This window comes from Methanocaldococcus bathoardescens (assembly GCF_000739065.1).
Classification (GTDB): domain Archaea; phylum AGJL01; class Methanococci; order Methanococcales; family Methanocaldococcaceae; genus Methanocaldococcus; species Methanocaldococcus bathoardescens.
In genome coordinates, this window is record NZ_CP009149.1 from 1,288,354 (window position 1) to 1,308,627 (window position 20,274).

Consider the following 20,274-nt stretch of genomic DNA (forward strand, 5'->3'; position numbering starts at 1 on the left):
CATTGGGCATTAAAAAGTTATTTGGTGAGTATTATGGTTAAACTTCCTGCCATATCAAAAAAACCAAGAGAAATTGCAAAACAAAAAATTATTGAATTGGCTAAAAAGATGTATGATGATTTAATGAGGGGTAAAAGACCAAAAATAACAATGCCAATTAGAAGTTTATCTAATGCTGTATTTGATAAAGAGAAGGGTTCATTCACTTTGGTAGGTAAAGAAAAGGCAAGAACATTAACTGTAAATCAGGCGAAGATTTTTGCACAAACAACTAAGATGTTGGAATTTGCTAAGCAGTTATTAGAAAGTAATGATTTTTCAACATTAAGGGAAGCTTATTACGTCTCAAAAAACTGGGGGGAAGCAAGATTTGATGACCAACAAGCATCAAACAATGTTATTGAGGATTTAGAAGCGGCTTTAGGAGTGTTGAGGGAGCATCTTGGATTTATTCCTGAAGAAGATGGTTCCTCAGTAGTTGGGCCGTTAAAAATTATTGAAGAAACACCAGAAGGAGAGCTTGTTGTTGATTGCTCAAAGTTGGGAACTGGAGCTTATAATATCCCAAATGATGTAACAAAATTAAATCTTGAGACAGATGCTGACTTTATATTGGCAATAGAAACATCTGGTATGTTTGCAAGGTTGAATGCAGAGAGATTTTGGGACAAGCATAACTGTATATTGGTTTCATTAAAAGGAGTCCCAGCGAGAGCTACAAGAAGGTTTATAAAAAGGCTTCATGAAGAACACGACTTACCTGTTTTAGTATTTACTGACGGAGACCCTTATGGGTATTTAAATATTTATAGAACTCTAAAAGTTGGAAGTGGTAAGGCAATACACTTAGCTGATAAATTATCAATTCCTGCAGCGAGGCTGATTGGAGTTACTCCACAAGATATTGTTGATTATGATTTACCAACACATCCATTAAAAGAGCAAGATATTAAGAGAATAAAAGATGGATTAAAGAATGATGACTTTGTGAGAAGTTTTCCAGAATGGCAGAAAGCTTTAAAGCAGATGCTTGATATGGGAGTGAGAGCAGAACAGCAGTCTTTAGCTAAGTATGGTTTAAAGTATGTTGTTAATACTTATTTACCTGAAAAAATTAAGGATGAAAGCACATGGCTACCATAATTTTGAATAATATTTAATAATATTTTAAATTTTAAATTAATAAATTTTAGATTAATAATCTCTATTTTTGCCATTCTTTCTTTAGATATTTTTTCAAGTTCATCAAAAAGACATTTTCTCTATTGTCAATATTAATCTAATATATTTAAATTATCCAATTTTAATAGCTAAAATAAAAAATTTTGGAATTATGGCGCAGGGGCTGGGATTTGAACCCAGGCGGGGCAAAGCCCCACTGGATCTCAAGTCCAGCGCCGTAGTCCTGGCTTGGCTACCCCTGCACAAAACAGGCATAATGAAGAATATAATGATTTGGTATATAAATTTTACGGTTATATTTTTTAAGATATAAGAAAATAAATTATGGAATAGTTATTTTATTTAGTTTTCCTTCAACGAATAAAGAGACATTTTTATCAACATCATTTCCTTCAGCATAATAAATTTCCATTTTTTTACTAAATTTTTTGTAATTTTCTTCATTTATACTTTTACATATAATTGCACTGACCTTTTCTTTTATAATAGATTTTTGCCCACTTTCATCATTGAAAATAACTTTTGTTCCCTTAATTTCATTATCTTCTATTCTAACAATTAAAAAATACTCACAATCTTCAAAACTATCGCTAATTTTATCAACATCCATTGAAACAGCTATTTTCATACTCTCAACTCATAAATTGATAATATTAAAAAAATAAATATGATTAAGAGTTATTTAAATACTTTACCCTGCAAGATACACAAATCTCAGTGCAAATATTATAGCTAAGACATATACAAGCCAGTGAACCTCTTTCCATCTTCCAGTAAATACCTTCAAGATTGGATAAGTAATAAATCCTAAAGCAAGCCCTGTAGCTATACTGAATGTTAAAGGAATTGTTAATATTGTTATAAATGCAGGAATCGCCTCTGTATAATCATCAAAATTAATATTCTTTATAGATTTCATCATTAAAGCTCCTACAATAACAAGAGCTGCTGCTGTAGCATAAGGTGGAATTGCCTTAACTACTGGGTAGAAGAATAAAGATAGTAAAAACAGCACTGCTACAACTACTGAAACAAAACCTGTTCTTCCTCCAAGTGCAATACCACTTGCAGATTCTATATAGGTTGTTACTGTTGAGGTTCCCAATAGAGAGCCAACAACAGTTCCAGTAGCATCTGCCATTAATGCCTTTTCAACTCTTGGCAGTTTTCCATCTTTATCTAAATATCCAGCTTGTGAAGATAATGCACTTAAAGTCCCTAAGGTATCAAACATATCAACAAAGAAGAATGCTAAGACAATTGTTAAAAGTCCTAAGTTTAAAGCCCCCATTATATCTAACTGCAAGAATGTTGGTGCAATTGAAGGAGGCATTGAAAATATTCCTTCTGGGAATGGTGAAATTCCTAAAATCATTCCTATAAGTGAAGTTACTATAATCCCAATTAAAATAGCCCCAATTACATTTCTACTGACTAAGATTGATGTTAAAAATATTCCAAACAATGCCAACAGTGTGGATGGTTCCATTAAATTCCCTAATGTAACTAACGTAGCTTCACTATCAACTATAATACCTGCACTCTTCAACCCAATAAATGCAATAAATAAACCAATACCAACAGCAGTTCCATATTTTATAGCATTTGGTATAACATTAAAAATCCATGTCCTTATTTTTGTTAATGTTAAGATTATAAACAACACTCCAGAGATAAAAACAGCACCTAACGCAACTCTCCAATCAATACCCATTCCCAAACAAACACCGTAAGTGAAGTAAGCGTTAAGCCCCATCCCTGGAGCTAAGGCAAATGGGTATCTTGCATATAAACCCATGGTTAATGTGGCTATTGCTGATGCTATACATGTAGCGACCATAACTGCCCCAAAATCCATCCCAGCAGTGCTTAAAATTTGTGGATTAACAAAGATTATATATGCCATTGTCATAAATGTTGTTATTCCTGCAAGAGTCTCTACTTTTAGATTAGTCCCATATTTTTCAAATTCAAAGTATCTTTCAATAAATTTCATTATCACCACCTAACATTTGCTATAATAGTTTATCTGTAGTCAATGTTTTATAAATCTTTAATATAGAATAGAAAGTTATAGTTAGCTCTTAAAATAGTTAATTCTTTAGAGAAGATAATTGGGATACTAAAAACATTAATTATGGTGATTAAATGGAAGGTTTAACAGTAGGATTATTTGGGCATGTTGAAGGTGTTGGAAAAGAGTTAGGGAAAAAAGGGACATCAACAGATATAACATTATACAATTACAAGCAAGGGGATAAAGCTATTTGCTATGTTGAGCCCACAAGATATCCAGATAGGATAAACCCCCTAATCTATGCAATAAACATGATGGATTACGCTTTAGTTTTTATTGATGAGATTACAGGAGAGTTAGGGGAGACACTTTTAGCATTGGATATGTTTGGAATAAATAGAGGAGCTTTTGTTGTTGGAGATTATGTTGATTTAGACATGTTGAAAAATATAATATCTCAAACATCAATGAAAGATTTTGAAATCTTAGAGAAAGATTTTATAAACATTAGAGAAAAGATGGTTAATTTAAATGTGGATAGAGATTATGATGGAGTTGTTAAAATTCCAATAGACCACTACTTTACAGTTAGGAGTGTTGGAACAGTCATATTAGGAAAAGTTGAAACTGGGACAGTAAAAGTTCATGATAACCTAAGGGCTTATCCAACAGACAAAACAGTGATGGTTAGAAGTATTCAAATCCACGATAATGATTTTAAAGAGGCGAAAGCTGGGAATAGAGTAGGTTTAGCTTTAAAAGGAATAACTACAGATGAGTTGGATAGAGGAATGATATTATCAAATGGTGAGTTAAAAGTTGCTAAGGAAATTGAGGTGGATATTAATTGGAATCCATTCATGCAAAAAACAGTAAAAGAAGGAGAAAATTACCAAATAATTGTTGGTTTGCAAAGTGTTTCTTGCAATGTTGAAGAAGTAAATAACAACAAAATAAAGCTTTCTTTACAAAAGGAAATAGCTTATGATGTTGGAGATAAGTTATGTTTAGTTGATGGTAGTGCAAAAATTAGAATATTGGGTGTTGGAAAATTATAGTGTTTTTCAAAATTAACAAAATTTATTAAGGAAGGTTTGAACGCCTTCCAAAGGAAGGCGTTCATCTATACCTTAGTTATTTCAAAAAGTTTTGAAAAACACTATAGAATAAAGTATTTATATGAAAAATTTAAAATTTTTAATTTCCCCCTACGGCCCACGCTCTCGACATGGCGGAGCCAAGGATGAGAGAGGGTAGGATATAGGGGGAACACTTTTTTAAATCTTAATATTTCCTATTTTGTTGATAACATGGTTAATCTTAAAGAACTTTCTCAAAAAGAGATATTGGAACTTATAGATTATGTTAGATTACTAAGGAAGCAAAATTTTAGCTATTCTCAAATATCTAAAAAGATTGAAGTTGAGAGAGATATTAAAATTTCTAAATCTACGATTATTAGATGGTGTAAAAATACAAACAGCCCTTTCAATAAAATAAAATTTTTGGATTTATCTCTATCTCCTGAGATTTCTTATATAATTGGTGTCTATTTTGGAGATGCCAACATTTATTATAGAAAAAAGACAGGAACTTACTATTTTAGAATTAAAGTTGTTGATAAGGACTTTGCAGAAGTCGTTAAAAACAGTTTAATAAAAATCGGATTAAATCCAACAATTATCTATGTGGAGGAGAAAACAAGAAGTAATAGATGGCATGTTGAAGCAAGTAGTAAAAGTTTGTATAAGTTTTTAAATCAAAATAAGGAAGAGCTTTTTAAAATAGCTGAAAAATATCCTGAAGATTTTTTAAGAGGATTTTTTGATAGTGAGGGATACATTACTTCAAATAAAATAGCATTAGAAAATTATAATTTAGAACTTTTGGAATTTTCAAAAGAGCTGTTAAAAAAGTTAGATATACATTCAACAATCCACATAGCAAAGAAAAAAGGAACTGAATCAAATATTAGAGGTGAAATTTACCATTATAAAGACGATTTTTATAGATTGTCAATCCATAGAAAAGAATCTGTTAAGAACTTTGCTATAAAAGTCAGTTTCTCTATAAAAAGAAAACGAGAAAAACTCCAAAAATTCTTGGAATCTATGGATAAACATTAATTCTTACATTTAAATATATAAATATAATATATTAAAATATAGAAATAGTAGCGGGGGGAGGATTTGAACCTCCGATCTCCGGGTTATGAGCCCGGCGGGATGGACCTGGCTACCCTACCCCGCTTCTCTCAATCTAAAACAGGCAAAACTACTATAACTACAAACCAATATATAAAGATTTTGGTTTAGTGTATGCTAAAGACACAACCATAAAAATTTAAAGATTAGAGTTCTAAGGATTTATCGAGTTTTTCAATCAAGTTTTTAATCTCATTTACTTTTTCTAACATGATTTCTTCAGCACCTGCTTCTAAATTTAACCTTAACAATGGTTCAGTGTTAGAAGGTCTTAAATTAAACCAGAAGTTTTTACAATAAATAGATATTCCATCCAACTCTTCAAGCTTACAATCTTTAAAATGCTCCTTTATTTTTTCCATGATGTATTTTTGGTCTTTGACTCTGAAGTTTATCTCCCCACTGTGAGGATATTTATTGAATTCCTTATTTAGCTCAGACAATGTTTTGTTTTCTTCATCCATAGCTTTTAAAATATAGTTTAAAGCTAACAATGGACTCTCAAAATAACCAATTTCTTTAAAGTAAAAATGATTACTTAGCTCTCCAGCAAATTCAGCATCTATTTCATGCATTAATTTTTTAATGAAATAGTGCCCAACTCTACTTTTTATTGGTATTCCTCCAAATTTTTCAATAATTTCTGGAACTATTTTAGAACATCTTAAATCATAAACTATCTTAGCTTTTGGCTTTTCTTTTAAAATTTTTTCTGCCATTATAGCTGTTAATATATCTCCTCTCAAAACATTTCCATTTTCATCAACAATCCCTAATCTATCTCCATCTCCATCAAAAATTAAACCTAAATCACAGTTATTTTCTTTAACTGCCTTTATTATATCTTTTAAGCATTCCATCTTTAATGTATCTGGCTGATGAGCAGGGAAAGAGCCGTCAGGATAATCATTTATAAAGATAGCATTATCAAACAACTCACTTAAAATCTCTTTCTCAGCTATTGTTGTAGCTCCATTGGCAAAATCAACAGCTATTTTTTTATCAGATATATCGCATCTCTTCAAAAAGAACTTTTTATAATCATTTACAATATCAACCTTAAAATCATCTAAGTTTAGATTTTTAATTTCTTCTTTTACACTTTCTGTTAAATCATATTTTTTGAATATTGGTTTTATTTCTTCTATTGGTGATAGAGGGATAGCTTCTTTATCACACATCTTAAAGCCAGTGTATTCAGGTGGGTTATGAGAAGCTGTCAATATAACTCCTAAATCATACTTCCCTTTAGTTCCAAAATACATTAGAGGTGTTGAGATAGTTCCTGCATAAAATACATCAGCATATTCCTTTAAACCAACAATAAAATATGGTAGAAGTTTTTTGGAACCAATTCTTACATCATTTCCAACTAATATTTTTTTATTTTCAAATTTTTTACCAATACATTTTCCTAGGGAATAGGCAAAGTTTTCATCCAAATCTTTATCATAAACCCCTCTAATATCATAAGCTTTAAATACCATAAAATCACCACAAACATAAATTTTAAATATTGATATCTGACATTTCTATATTAAAAGTTTAACTTTTGTATCAATAAAAACAATAAATTTGTAAATGTGAGAATATGGAGTTATTTAAGGATATAAAAAATCTTGGAAAACTTGTAAGGTTGGAGAGGATATTCGACAGAGATAGTGAAAAAACCGTAATAGTTCCAATGGACCACGGGGTTTCAAACGGTCCAATTAAGGGACTTATAGATATGAAAAAAACAGTAAATGATGTTGCTGAGGGAGGAGCTAACGCTGTCCTTTTACACAAAGGAATTGTTAGACATGGACACAGAGGATATGGCAAAGATGTTGGATTAATTATTCACTTATCAGGAGGTACAGCAATATCACCAAATCCATTAAAGAAAGTTATAGTTACAACTGTTGAAGAAGCTATTAGAATGGGTGCTGATGCTGTCTCAATCCATGTAAATGTTGGTTCAGATGAAGATTGGGAGGCATACAGAGATTTAGGTATGATTGCTGAGACTTGTGAATACTGGGGAATGCCATTAATTGCTATGATGTATCCAAGAGGAAAACACATTCAAAATGAGAGAGACCCTGAGTTAGTAGCTCATGCAGCAAGATTGGGAGCTGAGTTAGGAGCTGATATAGTTAAAACAAGCTATACAGGAGATATTGATTCATTTAGAGAGGTTGTTAGAGGTTGCCCAGCACCAATTGTTGTTGCTGGAGGACCAAAAACAAATACAGATGAAGAATTTTTACAAATGATTAAAGATGCTATGGAAGCTGGAGCTGCTGGAGTAGCAGTTGGTAGAAATATATTCCAACATGATGATGTTGTTGGCATAACAAGAGCTGTTTGTAAGATAGTCCATGAAAACGCAGATGTTGAAGAGGCATTAAAAGAGATTAGAAAGAAATAAAAGACTTAATATTTTATTCTCTTTATTTTTTTATTTATTTTTTAGAAAAAATAATTTAAATATTTTGATAAATAAAACAAAAAAGAAGAGTTTTTAGATTTACTCTCTTCCCAATTTTTCTATCATTCTCATTCCACATTTCCTACCTCTTCCAGGACCTAAACCTCTTCCACCGGCATCAATTCTATGGATAAATGTTGCTGGGACTCCACAGTATGGACAGAAGTCAGGTTTTGGAATGCCATAAGGGACTTCAATAACTTTTTGACACTTTGAGCACAAAAATTTTTTCATTTCCATTGTATCACTTAATCTTTCTTTAATTCATCCAATCTTTTTTTAATTCTTGCTAATTCTTCTTCTAACATCTTTTTCTCTTCTTCTAACTCTTTTATAGTCTCTTCTAAATATGTTCTCTCATCTGTTCCAACAAATCCTGGAGCATATCCTCTATATATATCCCATGCATGGACTAAAGCTCCAGTTTTTTCATCAACATAGAATGCGTGAGGGCCGAGACCACATCTGCATGGTCCTACATATCTGTATCTACCTCCAACTCCAACAGGAAATTTGAAGTGTCTCCAAAATCTTCTACCAAGTCCTCTTCCCCAACCAAGCATATTTTTCACCTTATTTTTTTCTAATAATACACATATGCGTAAAAATATAAAAACTTTTCTATTCTGTGAATTATAGTGTCATAATTACGCACAAATACTTATATAAACAACAAAAGACAATTTTAAATATTAAGTTATAATGTTTTAACAAAATCATTGGGGGATAATTATGACTAAAATTAGATATCCAGCAGTTGCAGGGATGTTTTATCCTTCACATCCTGATGAACTTATAGAATTAATTGAGCAGTGCTATTTACACAAATACGGCCCTAAGTCAATGCCAACTCATGGAAATTATGAAAAACCTATTGGCTTGCTTTGCCCTCATGCAGGATATATTTATTCAGGACCTATACAAGCTCACTCTTATTATGAATTATCAAAGAGAGTTGATGCTTTTGAAGAAATAACTGCTGTTATTTTAGGTCCTAACCACACTGGATTAGGTTCTGGAGTTAGTGTAATGGATGGAATTTGGAGAACACCGTTAGGAGATGTAAAGTGTGATGAAGAATTTGTTGAAGAGCTTTGGAGGAAATGTGAGATTATTGATTTAGATGAAACTGCTCATTTAAATGAACATTCTATAGAAGTGCAATTACCATTTTTAAAGCATTTGGAGTTACTAAATATAGCTAAATTTAGGATAGTTCCAATATGTATGATGTTCCAAGATTATGAAACAGCTGTGGAAGTTGGATATTTCATAGCTAAAATTGCTAAAGAGTTGAATAGAAGAGTGGTTATTATTGCCTCTTCAGATTTAACTCACTATGAGCCACAAGAAGTGGCATCAAAAAAGGATGCTATAGTTATTAAGGACATATTAGAGATGAATGAAAAAGAACTATACGAGGATGTTGTAAATTATAACATCTCAATGTGTGGTTATGGCCCTGTAATAGCTATGCTAAAAGCAATGAAAACTTTGGGAGCTGAAAAAGCTAATTTATTAGCTTATGCAACTTCTGGAGATATGACTGGAGATTATTCAGCTGTTGTTGGCTATGCATCAGCAATTGTTGAGTAGAATTATCAAAATAAAATAGTTTAAAAATAAATTAAATCTTCCCTTCTAAAACAAGTTTTGCAAATGTTTCAAAGCTTCTATCATAAGTTTTTTCTACATCAGGTGGGAAACAGCAAGCTGGTAACTGTCTATTTTTTAAATGATAGTGCAAACATTCACAGCACATTCCCTTTTTAAAGCATGAAGGATAACTGCAATTGCATCTTTCTAAATTAATTTCTTTGTTAGGACATTCCATCTTATCACCAAAATTTTATTTTTAATAGGACTTTCGCAGTTTATATATTCCATAAGGCATTTAGATGCCAAAGGTATCAGTTCCTTAAAAAATATTATTCCTGCGAAAGTCCTATTTAATTTTCCTGATTTTCCTCTAAGCTCTTTAAGAAATTAGCTATCTTATTAACTAAAATTTCTGCCTCTTCTTCATTTGTTGGATATTTCACTCTCAATATTGGAATATTTTTTCTTCTTACTAAATAGAGTGTTAATTCATTTGTTCTCTGGCATCCAATGCATCCAAAGGCAATAGGGGCATCTTCCATTATTATTGCCGCTTCAGCCTCTTCAATTAATGGCCCAATTAATGCCATTCTTCCTCTAACACCAGAAGGAACTTCTACAGCAGCATATTTTAAACCTTTCTTTGGTTCTTCATCGGTTATGTTCATAGGAGGGCTGTCTATTTCTGGGTTTCTAACTAATTTCCCCATAACTATATTTAGATTTAATGGCTTATGTCCAAATCTTTCAACTAAATCTGTTAATATTAAACTATTTGGAGGATATATGAATATTTTTTTCATTTCATCACCTTAAAACTTTTATTTTGAAACCATAGGGGGAACCCCTATTGGTATACCCACGTCCATTAAGTTGCCCCTTTTAGGGGCAATTAATGTCCAGCTCTTTTTAAATATTAGGACGTATTTGCAACCATAAGAGCAAACCGTTATGGTACGGGATTTTTATAGTTTTATATTTACTTATTTTGGAAATGCATCTTCAGGTAGAAACTTATATAATTCAGGCCTTCTTGCAATTGCTAAAACATCTTCAAATATTCCTGCTGTGATATCAACTACACCGATAGCTCCTACTACTTTATCCCCGTTTTTTATAGGGGCTACAATAACTGGGAGTCCAGCATAAGGCCCTACAATAGGTGTTGCTCTAATAACTTTTCCTTCTTTAATAGCCAATCTTAGAACATAACCTTCATAGTTTGTATCTACAACTTCCCCTTTTTCTAATCTAATCCCTGGCTTATTTTTACTTCTCATAGACACAGGAAGTTTATTAACCAATATATGGACAGCTTGAGCAATAGGTATTAATTCCTTTGCTTCAGAATTTTCAGATATGGTTATCATTTTCCCACCTAAAAATCTTTAAGTAATAGTTTAATAATTTTAACTTTAAAGTTACTCTATATAAACAATTTTTGCTAATCTACTATAAAGGATTATTGTTCTAATACTAACGTTCAATTTATCCAATCATTAAGTTATTCTTAAAAATTAGGTGGTAAAAATGGAAAAAATTACCTGTGTAGGACATACGGCTCTTGATTATATTTTCAATGTAGAAAAATTTCCAGAACCAAATACCTCAATTCAAATTCCTTCAGCAAGAAAATATTATGGTGGAGCAGCGGCAAATACAGCAGTAGGAATAAAAAAACTTGGTGTAGATTCTGAACTTTTATCATGTGTTGGTTATGATTTTAAAAACAGTGGATATGAAAGATATTTAAAGAATTTAGGAATAAATATTTCTAAACTTTACTATTCTGAAGAAGAAGAGACACCAAAAGCATGGATATTTACAGATAAAGATAATAACCAAATTACTTTCTTCTTATGGGGAGCGGCTAAGCACTATAAGGAGTTAAATCCACCAAACTTCAATACAGAAATTGTCCATATAGCAACAGGAGACCCAGAGTTTAACTTAAAATGTGCAAAAAAAGCTTATGGAAATAATTTGGTATCTTTCGACCCTGGGCAAGATTTACCACAATATTCAAAAGAAAATTTATTAGAGATTATTGAACATACAAACTTTTTGTTTATGAATAGGCATGAATTTGAAAGGGCTTCAAAGTTATTGAATTTTGAAATTAATGATTATTTGGAGAGGGTTGATGTCCTTATAGTAACAAAAGGTTCTAAAGGTAGCACAATATATACCAAAGATAAAAAAATAGAGATTCCATGTATTAAAGCGGAAGAAGTTATAGACCCAACAGGAGCTGGAGACAGCTACAGAGCAGGATTTTTATCTGCTTATGTTAAAGGATATGATTTGGAGAAATGTGGTTTAATTGGGGCTGCAACCGCTTCATTTGTTGTTGAGGCAAAGGGATGTCAAACGAATTTACCAACATGGGATAAAGTTGTTGAGAGATTAGAAAAACATGGATTCAAAATATAAAATCCAAAACTAAATATAAAACTCTTTCAATAATAAAATTATGAGGGATATTATGGATATAGTAGAAAGAATAAACAAATTAAAAGAAGAAAAAAATGCAATAATCTTAGCTCATAACTACCAACTAAAGGAAATACAGAAAATAGCTGATTTCCGTGGAGATTCATTAGAACTCTGTATTAAAGCAAAGGAAACAGATGCAGATATAATTGTATTTTGTGGAGTAGATTTTATGGGAGAGTCTGCTAAAATTTTAAATCCAGATAAGAAAGTTTTAATGCCAGAAATTGAAGGAACTCAATGTCCAATGGCTCATCAATTATCTGCAGAGATTATAAAAAAATATAGAGAAAAATATCCAGAAGCCCCATTAGTTGTTTATGTGAATACAACAGCAGAGACAAAGGCATTGGCAGATATAACTTGCACATCAGCAAATGCAGATAAAGTTGTTAATTCCTTAGAGGCAGATACAATTTTATTCGGTCCAGATAACAATTTGGCTTATTATGTGCAGAAAAGGACTGATAAAAAAATAATACCTATCCCAGAAGGAGGAGGCTGTTATGTGCATAAAAAATTCACCATGGAAGATTTAAAGAGAGCTAAAGAGAAATATCCAAATGCTAAAGTTTTAATTCATCCAGAATGTAGCCCAGAATTGCAAGATAACGCTGATTATATAGCAAGTACAAGTGGAATAATAAGAATAGTGTTAAATTCTGACCATGAAGAGTTTATAATTGGTACTGAAGTAGGGATTATAGATAGAATAGAATTAGAGCTTGAAAAAATAGGTAAAAAGAAAACTCTCATTCCATTAAGAGAAGATGCTATTTGCCATGAGATGAAAAGAATAACCTTAGAGAAGATAGAAAGATGTTTATTAGAAGAAAAGTATGAGGTTAAATTAGATAAAGATATTATTGAAAAAGCCAGAAATGCCATTGAAAGAATGTTAGAAATTAAATAGGGAATAACATGAGAGTAGAAGAAACTGAAATCTTTAAAAAATATTTTAAAAACCTAACAGACAGAGAGAGGGCAGTGTTTGAAGGGGGAATTACCTTAGGAGCTTTATTTCATCAATTTGTTGGCACTCCGGTAAGTAAAGATAATAAAGAATCATTAGAGAGAGCTATAGAAGAGGCTATGAAAAATCAGCCATGTGTTTATGATATAAAAGTAAGAATTAAGGATGTTGGGGAAAAGTATGTTTCTCTTGATGGAAAGATGTTAGATGTTGATTTAAAAATTAAAGTAAATAGAACTATTGCCCATTTAAAACTTGAATATATTCCAGAAATTGACTACCCTCTTATGTATGTGAAAAAGTTCGAAGAATAAATAATTTATTTTACTAATTACAGACTTTTGAAACTATGATTAAATATATAACATTGTTTAGGTGAATGGGATGAAAAAGTTTGTTTTTATATTTTTGATATTTACCATGTTCAGTTATGTTTATTCTTCAAACATTGAATATAAATATACGAGTTCAATTCCAATAGAATTTGTTCCATTATCAAAAGTTGAAAATGTTGAGAAGCTTAATGAATTTTTAGATAAAAATAACTCTCTAACTGTGTTCTGTTTTGATAATGATTCAATTGATGAGAATATTTTATATTATTTAGGAATAAAGAAATACTTGCCATCGAAAATTCCTGATTATGGGAATTATACATACGTAAATAAAAACGGAGTTATTGTTGTATATCCAAAATACAGTGTTTATAGAGAAGATGGGGCTTTAATATTCAACCCGCCAAAAGAAGAGAATTACAGTGAGTATGAGTTTGTAAAGCCATATAAAATTAAAGTTCCAAATACTTCAAAAGTCCCAAATTATGATGGATACGTATTGATAGAAAACGCTACATTTATCCTTTATCCAAAAAAATACATCATTAGAGGAGATGAAGGGGAAATTTATTATATCCCGCCAAAAGAAAGTTCTGATGAATATTATTGTAAATACTCTTACAATCTTCCAGTAAAATACATCCCTGACTATTATGATTATGTATTTGTTGATAATAATGGTATTTTCATAATCTATCCAAAAAAATATGTTACAAGAAATGATGAAGGAGTTTTAATATTCAACCCACCCGTAGAAGTAAGAGAAGTTCCAATTTATAAGATTAATTATAGAAAAGTAGCAGACGGTGTTTATGAAATTAAAGAAAATAAACTACTCTTCATGTATCCAACATCTTTGAATGATAAAGAAACTCTTGACATTATTGGAGAGTATATAGCTAAAAATGGTGGAGTTTTTGCATATATAAATAAAGTTCCGCCATATTATAAGCATATACTCGTTTCAGGAGTTGCTGTAAATAAAATAATCCCAGATGAGAATGGAGATTATGCTATAGACGTTGCAGGAAGAAAAATTAAAGTGGATATGTTGGATGATGAGATAATCAACAAAAAATTAAAATACATAAAGGCTTTGAAGGCTTTAGATATAAATGTAAGTTACATAGTAACTGGTAGTGAGGGTATTGATATTGTTGAAAAATCTGATGTTGATGTAGATGAACTTAAGGATTTATACAATTATTATTGGTTTAAAAAATGGTGGCAAAATTACACCCATCTTTACTTTAATCCATCAAAATTAGAAAGCATTGAATCAGAAGATATATTGGCTTTAAGCTATTATCCTCTAATTTATGTTGATAAAGCACCAGAAACATTTAGAAATGACCCTATTGGCGGTTATTATCCTCAAGTTATAAGTTATAAAGGAACAGAAGATTATGGTTATTGGGAAGAAGGGGCTAAGAGTGAAAACATTTATTATCACTTAGATTATGGAGAACCTTATTGGGATGGAAAAGCTAAAGAGCCATCAAAATGGTATTATGAAGGAGAACCAGTTTCAATGAAAGATGACAGCGAAATGTGGGATAAATATAAGTATTTCAACCGATGGTTTGTGAAAAATTATGCCTATGCATTGGCACGAGGATGTGATGGGTTATTCTTGGAGAGTTCAGATAAAAACTTGGTAGATGCAATTTTTGGAAATGATAATGAAGATTTAGATTGGAAATTGGATTTAGACGGTAAAGTGGATTATGTAGTAATTCCTGGACATAAAGGGTTTGAAATTTATAATGGAATTCCAATTATCAGAATTCCAACACCACTCAAAGAAATTTATGGAGTAAATGTTGTTAATACTCTCTATATTCCACCAAAAGATGAGGACTTTGGAATTTATATTGCAGATATTAGGGATTATGATAGAAAGTTAATTATTAAACTAAAAGAAAATGGAACTGAAGTAGTTTCATTTAAAGATTTGGCCAAATGGCTTAATAAATACACTAAAAATAATATCTTCTACAATGGAACTGCTATAAGGATAAATGACAATAATGGAATAAAAATCACCTTATTTAAAAAGAACTTTGATATGAGCAATTATACTTTTGAAGAGTTTGATAAAGAACACTGCAAATATGTAATAGTAAATCCACCAAAAATAATCCCTTTAAACTAAATCTATAATATTTTGGTGATAATAATGAAAATAGGATTTTATAATATTCAAGGGGGGACTGGAAAAACAACAATTGCTGCAAATTTTGCTTACATACTTAGTCATTCAGCTAAAACTATATTGATTGATTGTGATATATATGGAGGAACTACTGCTTTGCTATTTGGTCTTGAAGATAAAGAACACAACCTAAATACATACCTTTCAGGAGACTCTGCAATTGAAGATATAATATATCAATACGATGACTTGGCAATTATACATACTGATGTTTCCTCAAGAGTTTTTGGATACAAAGTTGATTTATACAGATTTGAGGATTTAATCAAAACGTTGGAGGAAGAGTATGATGTTATAGTTTATGATTTCCCACCAAACATTACTGAAGATAATCCATTGGTTGGATATGTTGGTGAGTTTGAATTGGTTAATAAAGTTGTTATAGTTGGAGAAGATAGTATTCCATCAATTGTGAACTCACTAAAATCTATGGAGCTTATAAGAGATTTAGGTATAGGGCTTACGGGGATAATTATAAATAAATATAAGGGGCTTACGGATATTAGTGAGATAATAGACGATGTTATTGGAATTCTACCTTATGACCAAAATGTAGAGAGGCAGTGGGTAGAGAGTACACCAATAGTAAAAATTAAAACAAAATTCACAAAGGAAATGACTAAATTAACCAATGAGCTTGCAAGTGTATATTTAGAGAAAGATTTGGCATCATTAAGAGCCTTGAAATTAGCAAAAGCTATATCAGAGCTAACTGAAGAAGAAAAATTAGAAAAAGAATTAGAATTCAAAGATTTAGAATAAAATGAAGTGATAGGGATGTTAACAAAGAGGATAATTCCATGTTTGGATATTAAAGATGGGAGAGTAGTTAAAGGGACAAAATTTTTAAATCTGAGAGATGCTGGAGACCCCGTTGAGTTAGCCCAGTACTATGATAATGAAGGAGCTGATGAACTTGTATTTTTGGATATAACTGCTTCAGCTGAAAAGAGAGATATAATTATTGATGTTGTGGAAAGAACAGCTGAAAAAGTTTTTATTCCATTAACTGTTGGTGGTGGAATTAAATCAATTGAAGATTTTAGAAAGATATTGAGGGCTGGAGCTGATAAAGTTTCAATAAATACTGCAGCAGTAAAAAATCCTAATTTAATTAAAGAAGCAAGTGAAATATTTGGCTCTCAATGTGTTGTTGTTGCTATTGATGCTAAGAGGCATTATGTTAATGAGGATGAGATAGATAAGATAGATAAGAATGTTGTTAAGGTAGAGGATGGTTATTGCTGGTTTGAAGTTTATATATATGGAGGAAAGAAAGAAACTGGTATAGATGCAATAGAATGGGCTAAGAAAGCTGAAGAATTGGGAGCTGGAGAGATTTTATTGACAAGTATAGATAAAGATGGGACAAAAAGTGGCTATGATTTAGTATTAACAAAAGAGATTTCTAAAAGTGTTAAACTCCCTGTTATTGCGAGTGGAGGTTGTGGAAAACCAGAACATGTTTATGAAGCATTCACTATAGGAAAAGCAGATGCCGCATTAATGGCAGGGATATTGCATTATAGAGAATATACAATAGAGGAAATAAAGAAATACTGTGCTGATAGAGGAATACCTATGAGATTGTTATAAATCCCATTATTTTATCTTTAATTTTTATTATTTTAGAGATTTTAAGACTTCATCCTTCAATATATTTAATATTTTTTTTCTATATTCAAGAAATTCTATACTTGTTCTATCTCTTGGCCTTTCCAAATCAATTTCAACAATCTCTTTTATCCTCCCAGGTCTTGCGGTTAATACAACAACTCTATCTGAAAGATAAACTGCCTCATCAACGCTATGGGTGACGAAAAACACCGTCTTTTTCTCCTTTTGCCATATTTTCAATAGCTCATTCTGTAAGATGTTTCTTGTTTGGGCATCTAATGCTGCAAACGGCTCATCCATTAAAACAATCTCTGGGTCGTTGGCTAAAGTTCTCGCTATCGCAACTCTTTGCTGCATCCCTCCACTTAATTGATAAGGATAAGCATCTTCAAACCCTTCTAATCCAACCATTTTAATGAATTTTTTAGCAATCTCTATTCTTTCTTTTTTTGGAATACCTTTTAACTCTAAACCAAATGTAACGTTTTTTAAAACAGTTCTCCAAGGCATTAATGTATATTGCTGAAATACAACTCCTCTATCAGCTCCTGGTCCCTTAACTTCTTTTCCATCCAACAAAACTTTTCCTTTAGTTGGATAATCTAAACCGGCTATAATCCTTAGTAATGTTGTTTTTCCACAACCACTCGGACCCATAACTGTTAAAAATTCATTCTCATAAACCTCTAAATTAATATTATCTAATGCTTTAACTCTATTTCCATTAAATTCAAAAATTTTTGTTAGATTTTCAACTTTCAGCTTCACTTTCATCCTATCCCTTTTTTATTTCTTAGACCATAGGAGGAAACCTCCTATTGGTATGAACCTTTTAGTAAAAGCTTCACCAAAATATAACACCTCCTCGCTTCGCTCGGAGGTGTAACTTAGAGTTTTTTGGGTATACCAATAGGGCGAAGCCCTATGGTTGCGGATACCACACGTCCATTAACCAATTATCAAAGATTTTAAATTAAATAAGGCACTTATAGAAGCCCAAAGGGCTTCTAAATATTCCTTAGTAAATAATATCTTCCTTTGATAATTGGTTATAAGTTGCCTCTTTCAGAGGCAATTAATGTCCAATATATGTCTTTTAATGATGCCTTAATTATTTCATTCTATTTCATCATTTTTCTCCATACGAAATACTTGTCTTCAATATATCTTAGCCCTCTGTCTAATATAAGCCCAATTAATCCAATAATTATCATACAGGCAATAACAACATCCATTCTACTTAATGAATAGGCATACATAATTAGATAACCTAAACCAGCATTACTTGATGGTAGCATTTCAGCAGCAACAACACACATCCATGCTATACCTGCTCCAACTCTAAGTCCAGTTAAAATACTTGGAGATGATGCAGGGATAACAACTTTTATTAAAATATCTCTACCTTTAGCTCCTAATGTTAAAGCCGCTTCAATTAATGGGGTAGGAACTCCTTTAACTCCGGATATGGTGTTTATTAATATTGGGAAGAACGCTCCAATGAATATTATAAATATCATTGACATCTCTCCAAGTCCAAACCATGCCAATGATAGAGGAACCCAAGCTAATGGTGGAATTGGTCTTAATAGTTCAATTAAAGTATCGCATAAGCTGTTTATTGTTCTATAATATCCCATCAATATTCCTAAAGGTATTGCTACAATTGAGGCTAATAAAAAACCACCTAAAACTCTCTTTATGCTAATTATTGTATTGTCTATTAAACTTCCAGTTCCTAAAATTCCTTCAAATGGATGAATTAGAACGTTAATAACTGCCTCAACTTTTGGCAAGATAACAGGTTTATTTAGATATATAGCTAAAATTTCCCATGCAATGACGACACCTATTGGAAGAGCTACTTTTAGTATTATATCTCTCGAACTTATCTTCACACATATCCCCTTTTTGATTCATCTCTTGTCTCATAATTTAACAAAACTTTAAAAATACTATGAAGTATTTAAATTTTGTTATTCCCAAAGTGTTCCATTTAAATAGCTAATAATTTTGTCGTTAGTTTTATTGTAAATCTTTCCAATTAACGCCTTAATTTTAACTCCTTCATCAGTATTAATTTCTTCAACATTTTTTATTGTTATAACCATCTTCATCTTTCTCATAAAATCTAAAAACTCATCAAAATCCTCTTCACTATCAAATATTAGCTCAAAATCTTCAGAAACTCTCTCTCCATTAGCTACTTTATTAATTGTTTCAACCATTGGGGATAAAATTGCTTCCCCTAAATCTTTAGCCCTCTTTTTTCTTTCTTCAAGAGTTTCTTTAAACTCATAACTCATAAATCCTTCTCTCACAATTCTACTAAATATAAAGTCAATACCTAAATCAAAGAAAAATGTAAATGCTGATTTTAAATCTTCACATTGAGTGTAGTGAGTTGTGTATTTTATAGGGGAAATAGCCATGTCAGGGTCTTTTAAAACAACACCCTCCCTCCCTTCTTTATTTAACTCTTCAATAATTTTTCTTACATGTATGTGGGCTTCATCCTTATCAACAATAGCTAAGGGCTTAACATGAGGCAAGTTATATTTTTCACATAACTTTATTCTCTCTTTTACTGGCAGGGATTTGTTAGTTTCCCTCTCTTTTATGTCAAATATATAAAATCCTAAATTTTCATAACCTCTATCAACTTCCTTATAATAATAAGGAGTGTAAGGGTTGTTTAAACCAATCATCTCCCCACATAGCATGTATTCATTATAATCATCTAAAATCTCTAAATTTAAGAATTTTTTAACTTTTTTTGTTGTGAATGGGCAGATATATCCACTTCTTGTTAATGCATAAACTTCGCCATCTATTTTAACTATTCTTATATTATAGCCGTTCAATTTTTCTTCAACAACAACTTTATCAATAAAGTGCTTTTTTATTGTTGGATAGAGAGTTATAGCTCTATATGTCTTTGGATAACCTCTAACAACATCAAGATTATCATTTAAAAATATAACTGTCCCCTTCTCTACCCCTTTAAATTCTTTTTTGAATAATAAGTGTTTTTGTTCTTTATATTCATCTTCCCTTAAAATTTTCTTTTTAAAAGCTTTATCCAAATCTTTTATAGATAAATTGAGTTTTTCCGCTATTTTATCTAAATCGTATGTTGAAACTTGCATAACTATCAACCCCATGT

The 20,274-nt window shown here is 31.2% G+C and carries 22 protein-coding genes and 2 tRNA genes; 11 read left to right on the plus strand and 13 right to left on the minus strand.

Annotation, left to right across the window (positions count from 1 at the left end; all coding sequences use genetic code 11):
* Positions 1–33: 33 nt before the first annotated feature.
* Complete coding sequence (locus JH146_RS06715; RefSeq protein WP_048202252.1) at positions 34–1,143, plus strand: DNA topoisomerase IV subunit A; 1,110 nt, start codon at positions 34–36, stop codon at positions 1,141–1,143.
* Between the two features lie 191 nt (positions 1,144–1,334).
* On the opposite strand, the gene JH146_RS06720 is transcribed toward JH146_RS06715, so the two are convergent.
* From JH146_RS06720 to JH146_RS06730, 3 genes are all read right to left on the minus strand, one after another.
* A tRNA-Ser gene (locus JH146_RS06720) sits at positions 1,335–1,424 on the minus strand.
* An 80-nt stretch (positions 1,425–1,504) separates the two neighbouring features.
* Positions 1,505–1,810, minus strand: coding sequence for a NifB/NifX family molybdenum-iron cluster-binding protein (locus JH146_RS06725; RefSeq protein WP_048202253.1), 306 nt, complete (start codon positions 1,808–1,810; stop codon positions 1,505–1,507).
* Positions 1,811–1,873: 63 nt separating this feature from the next.
* Positions 1,874–3,178: an NCS2 family permease gene (locus tag JH146_RS06730; RefSeq protein ID WP_048202254.1), complete on the minus strand. Its 1,305-nt coding sequence runs from the start codon at positions 3,176–3,178 to the stop codon at positions 1,874–1,876.
* Positions 3,179–3,330: 152 nt separating this feature from the next.
* On the opposite strand from JH146_RS06730, the gene JH146_RS06735 reads away from it, so the two are divergent.
* Both JH146_RS06735 and JH146_RS06740 read left to right on the plus strand, forming a co-directional pair.
* Positions 3,331–4,257 carry a selenocysteine-specific translation elongation factor gene (locus JH146_RS06735; protein WP_048202255.1) on the plus strand — a complete coding sequence of 309 codons (927 nt, stop codon included), beginning with the start codon at positions 3,331–3,333 and terminating at the stop codon, positions 4,255–4,257.
* Between the two features lie 252 nt (positions 4,258–4,509).
* Complete coding sequence (locus JH146_RS06740; protein WP_048202256.1) at positions 4,510–5,325, plus strand: LAGLIDADG family homing endonuclease; 816 nt, start codon at positions 4,510–4,512, stop codon at positions 5,323–5,325.
* Between the two features lie 48 nt (positions 5,326–5,373).
* On the opposite strand, the gene JH146_RS06745 is transcribed toward JH146_RS06740, so the two are convergent.
* Together JH146_RS06745 and JH146_RS06750 are read right to left on the minus strand one after the other, a co-directional pair.
* Positions 5,374–5,449, minus strand: a tRNA-Met gene (locus JH146_RS06745).
* Between the two features lie 100 nt (positions 5,450–5,549).
* Positions 5,550–6,890 (minus strand): phosphomannomutase/phosphoglucomutase, encoded by a 1,341-nt coding sequence (locus tag JH146_RS06750; RefSeq protein ID WP_048202257.1) that lies wholly within the window; start codon positions 6,888–6,890, stop codon positions 5,550–5,552.
* 104 nt (positions 6,891–6,994) lie between these two features.
* On the opposite strand from JH146_RS06750, the gene JH146_RS06755 reads away from it, so the two are divergent.
* On the plus strand, positions 6,995–7,816 hold the full coding sequence (locus tag JH146_RS06755; protein ID WP_048202258.1) for a 2-amino-3,7-dideoxy-D-threo-hept-6-ulosonate synthase: 822 nt from the start codon (positions 6,995–6,997) through the stop codon (positions 7,814–7,816).
* Positions 7,817–7,915: 99 nt separating this feature from the next.
* Here JH146_RS06755 and JH146_RS06760 read toward each other — a convergent pair whose 3' ends face one another.
* Positions 7,916–8,116, minus strand: coding sequence for a hypothetical protein (locus tag JH146_RS06760; protein ID WP_048202259.1), 201 nt, complete (start codon positions 8,114–8,116; stop codon positions 7,916–7,918).
* A gap of 8 nt (positions 8,117–8,124) precedes the next feature.
* Entirely contained in the window at positions 8,125–8,439 is a 315-nt protein-coding gene (locus JH146_RS06765; protein WP_048202260.1) for a hypothetical protein, read from the minus strand.
* A gap of 169 nt (positions 8,440–8,608) precedes the next feature.
* Between JH146_RS06765 and amrB the strand changes: the two genes are divergently transcribed.
* Positions 8,609–9,472, plus strand: a complete 864-nt coding sequence (gene amrB, locus JH146_RS06770) for an AmmeMemoRadiSam system protein B (RefSeq protein ID WP_048202261.1) — start codon at positions 8,609–8,611, stop codon at positions 9,470–9,472.
* Positions 9,473–9,503: 31 nt separating this feature from the next.
* Here amrB and JH146_RS06775 read toward each other — a convergent pair whose 3' ends face one another.
* The 3 genes from JH146_RS06775 to JH146_RS06785 all read right to left on the minus strand — a co-directional run bounded on the left by JH146_RS06775 (position 9,504) and on the right by JH146_RS06785 (position 10,845).
* Positions 9,504–9,710 (minus strand): DUF6485 family protein, encoded by a 207-nt coding sequence (locus JH146_RS06775; protein ID WP_048202262.1) that lies wholly within the window; start codon positions 9,708–9,710, stop codon positions 9,504–9,506.
* Positions 9,711–9,825: 115 nt separating this feature from the next.
* Positions 9,826–10,278: a methanogenesis marker 5 protein gene (locus JH146_RS06780; RefSeq protein WP_048202263.1), complete on the minus strand. Its 453-nt coding sequence runs from the start codon at positions 10,276–10,278 to the stop codon at positions 9,826–9,828.
* A 180-nt stretch (positions 10,279–10,458) separates the two neighbouring features.
* On the minus strand, positions 10,459–10,845 hold the full coding sequence (locus tag JH146_RS06785) for a DUF2111 domain-containing protein (protein ID WP_048202264.1): 387 nt from the start codon (positions 10,843–10,845) through the stop codon (positions 10,459–10,461).
* Positions 10,846–11,005: 160 nt separating this feature from the next.
* Here JH146_RS06785 and JH146_RS06790 point away from each other — a divergent pair, with 160 nt between their 5' ends.
* The 6 genes from JH146_RS06790 to hisF all read left to right on the plus strand — a co-directional run bounded on the left by JH146_RS06790 (position 11,006) and on the right by hisF (position 17,087).
* A complete protein-coding gene (locus JH146_RS06790; protein ID WP_048202265.1) occupies positions 11,006–11,908 on the plus strand; it encodes a carbohydrate kinase family protein in 903 nt (300 codons plus the stop codon).
* A 52-nt stretch (positions 11,909–11,960) separates the two neighbouring features.
* Positions 11,961–12,881, plus strand: coding sequence for a quinolinate synthase (gene nadA, locus JH146_RS06795; RefSeq protein ID WP_048202266.1), 921 nt, complete (start codon positions 11,961–11,963; stop codon positions 12,879–12,881).
* 8 nt (positions 12,882–12,889) lie between these two features.
* Complete coding sequence (gene mptD, locus JH146_RS06800; RefSeq protein WP_048202267.1) at positions 12,890–13,255, plus strand: dihydroneopterin aldolase; 366 nt, start codon at positions 12,890–12,892, stop codon at positions 13,253–13,255.
* Positions 13,256–13,325: 70 nt separating this feature from the next.
* On the plus strand, positions 13,326–15,431 hold the full coding sequence (locus JH146_RS06805; RefSeq protein WP_048202268.1) for a hypothetical protein: 2,106 nt from the start codon (positions 13,326–13,328) through the stop codon (positions 15,429–15,431).
* Positions 15,432–15,455: 24 nt separating this feature from the next.
* Entirely contained in the window at positions 15,456–16,253 is a 798-nt protein-coding gene (locus JH146_RS06810; protein WP_048202269.1) for a MinD/ParA family ATP-binding protein, read from the plus strand.
* Positions 16,254–16,268: 15 nt separating this feature from the next.
* Entirely contained in the window at positions 16,269–17,087 is an 819-nt protein-coding gene (hisF, locus tag JH146_RS06815) for an imidazole glycerol phosphate synthase subunit HisF (RefSeq protein WP_048202270.1), read from the plus strand.
* A 27-nt stretch (positions 17,088–17,114) separates the two neighbouring features.
* On the opposite strand, the gene JH146_RS06820 is transcribed toward hisF, so the two are convergent.
* From JH146_RS06820 to JH146_RS06830, 3 genes are all read right to left on the minus strand, one after another.
* Positions 17,115–17,882, minus strand: a complete 768-nt coding sequence (locus JH146_RS06820) for an ABC transporter ATP-binding protein (protein ID WP_048202271.1) — start codon at positions 17,880–17,882, stop codon at positions 17,115–17,117.
* A 347-nt stretch (positions 17,883–18,229) separates the two neighbouring features.
* Positions 18,230–19,000 carry an ABC transporter permease gene (locus JH146_RS06825; protein WP_081874504.1) on the minus strand — a complete coding sequence of 257 codons (771 nt, stop codon included), beginning with the start codon at positions 18,998–19,000 and terminating at the stop codon, positions 18,230–18,232.
* Positions 19,001–19,084: 84 nt separating this feature from the next.
* A complete protein-coding gene (locus JH146_RS06830; protein ID WP_048202273.1) occupies positions 19,085–20,257 on the minus strand; it encodes an RNA ligase in 1,173 nt (390 codons plus the stop codon).
* Positions 20,258–20,274: the final 17 nt, after the last annotated feature.

What these genes read in the sequence shown, in the direction of transcription:
- amrB (WP_048202261.1), top strand. Translation starts at nt 8,609, where the DNA reads ATGACTAAAATTAGATATCCAGCAGTTGCAGGGATGTTTTATCCTTCA.
- JH146_RS06810 (WP_048202269.1), top strand. Translation starts at nt 15,456, where the DNA reads ATGAAAATAGGATTTTATAATATTCAAGGGGGGACTGGAAAAACAACA.
- JH146_RS06785 (WP_048202264.1), bottom strand. Translation starts at nt 10,845, where the DNA reads ATGATAACCATATCTGAAAATTCTGAAGCAAAGGAATTAATACCTATT.
- JH146_RS06750 (WP_048202257.1), bottom strand. Translation starts at nt 6,890, where the DNA reads ATGGTATTTAAAGCTTATGATATTAGAGGGGTTTATGATAAAGATTTG.
- JH146_RS06755 (WP_048202258.1), top strand. Translation starts at nt 6,995, where the DNA reads ATGGAGTTATTTAAGGATATAAAAAATCTTGGAAAACTTGTAAGGTTG.
- mptD (WP_048202267.1), top strand. Translation starts at nt 12,890, where the DNA reads ATGAGAGTAGAAGAAACTGAAATCTTTAAAAAATATTTTAAAAACCTA.
- JH146_RS06735 (WP_048202255.1), top strand. Translation starts at nt 3,331, where the DNA reads ATGGAAGGTTTAACAGTAGGATTATTTGGGCATGTTGAAGGTGTTGGA.
- JH146_RS06775 (WP_048202262.1), bottom strand. Translation starts at nt 9,710, where the DNA reads ATGGAATGTCCTAACAAAGAAATTAATTTAGAAAGATGCAATTGCAGT.
- JH146_RS06740 (WP_048202256.1), top strand. Translation starts at nt 4,510, where the DNA reads ATGGTTAATCTTAAAGAACTTTCTCAAAAAGAGATATTGGAACTTATA.
- JH146_RS06790 (WP_048202265.1), top strand. Translation starts at nt 11,006, where the DNA reads ATGGAAAAAATTACCTGTGTAGGACATACGGCTCTTGATTATATTTTC.
- JH146_RS06730 (WP_048202254.1), bottom strand. Translation starts at nt 3,178, where the DNA reads ATGAAATTTATTGAAAGATACTTTGAATTTGAAAAATATGGGACTAAT.
- JH146_RS06780 (WP_048202263.1), bottom strand. Translation starts at nt 10,278, where the DNA reads ATGAAAAAAATATTCATATATCCTCCAAATAGTTTAATATTAACAGAT.
- nadA (WP_048202266.1), top strand. Translation starts at nt 11,961, where the DNA reads ATGGATATAGTAGAAAGAATAAACAAATTAAAAGAAGAAAAAAATGCA.
- JH146_RS06760 (WP_048202259.1), bottom strand. Translation starts at nt 8,116, where the DNA reads ATGGAAATGAAAAAATTTTTGTGCTCAAAGTGTCAAAAAGTTATTGAA.
- JH146_RS06725 (WP_048202253.1), bottom strand. Translation starts at nt 1,810, where the DNA reads ATGAAAATAGCTGTTTCAATGGATGTTGATAAAATTAGCGATAGTTTT.
- JH146_RS06830 (WP_048202273.1), bottom strand. Translation starts at nt 20,257, where the DNA reads ATGCAAGTTTCAACATACGATTTAGATAAAATAGCGGAAAAACTCAAT.
- JH146_RS06820 (WP_048202271.1), bottom strand. Translation starts at nt 17,882, where the DNA reads ATGAAAGTGAAGCTGAAAGTTGAAAATCTAACAAAAATTTTTGAATTT.
- JH146_RS06805 (WP_048202268.1), top strand. Translation starts at nt 13,326, where the DNA reads ATGAAAAAGTTTGTTTTTATATTTTTGATATTTACCATGTTCAGTTAT.
- JH146_RS06765 (WP_048202260.1), bottom strand. Translation starts at nt 8,439, where the DNA reads ATGCTTGGTTGGGGAAGAGGACTTGGTAGAAGATTTTGGAGACACTTC.
- hisF (WP_048202270.1), top strand. Translation starts at nt 16,269, where the DNA reads ATGTTAACAAAGAGGATAATTCCATGTTTGGATATTAAAGATGGGAGA.
- JH146_RS06715 (WP_048202252.1), top strand. Translation starts at nt 34, where the DNA reads ATGGTTAAACTTCCTGCCATATCAAAAAAACCAAGAGAAATTGCAAAA.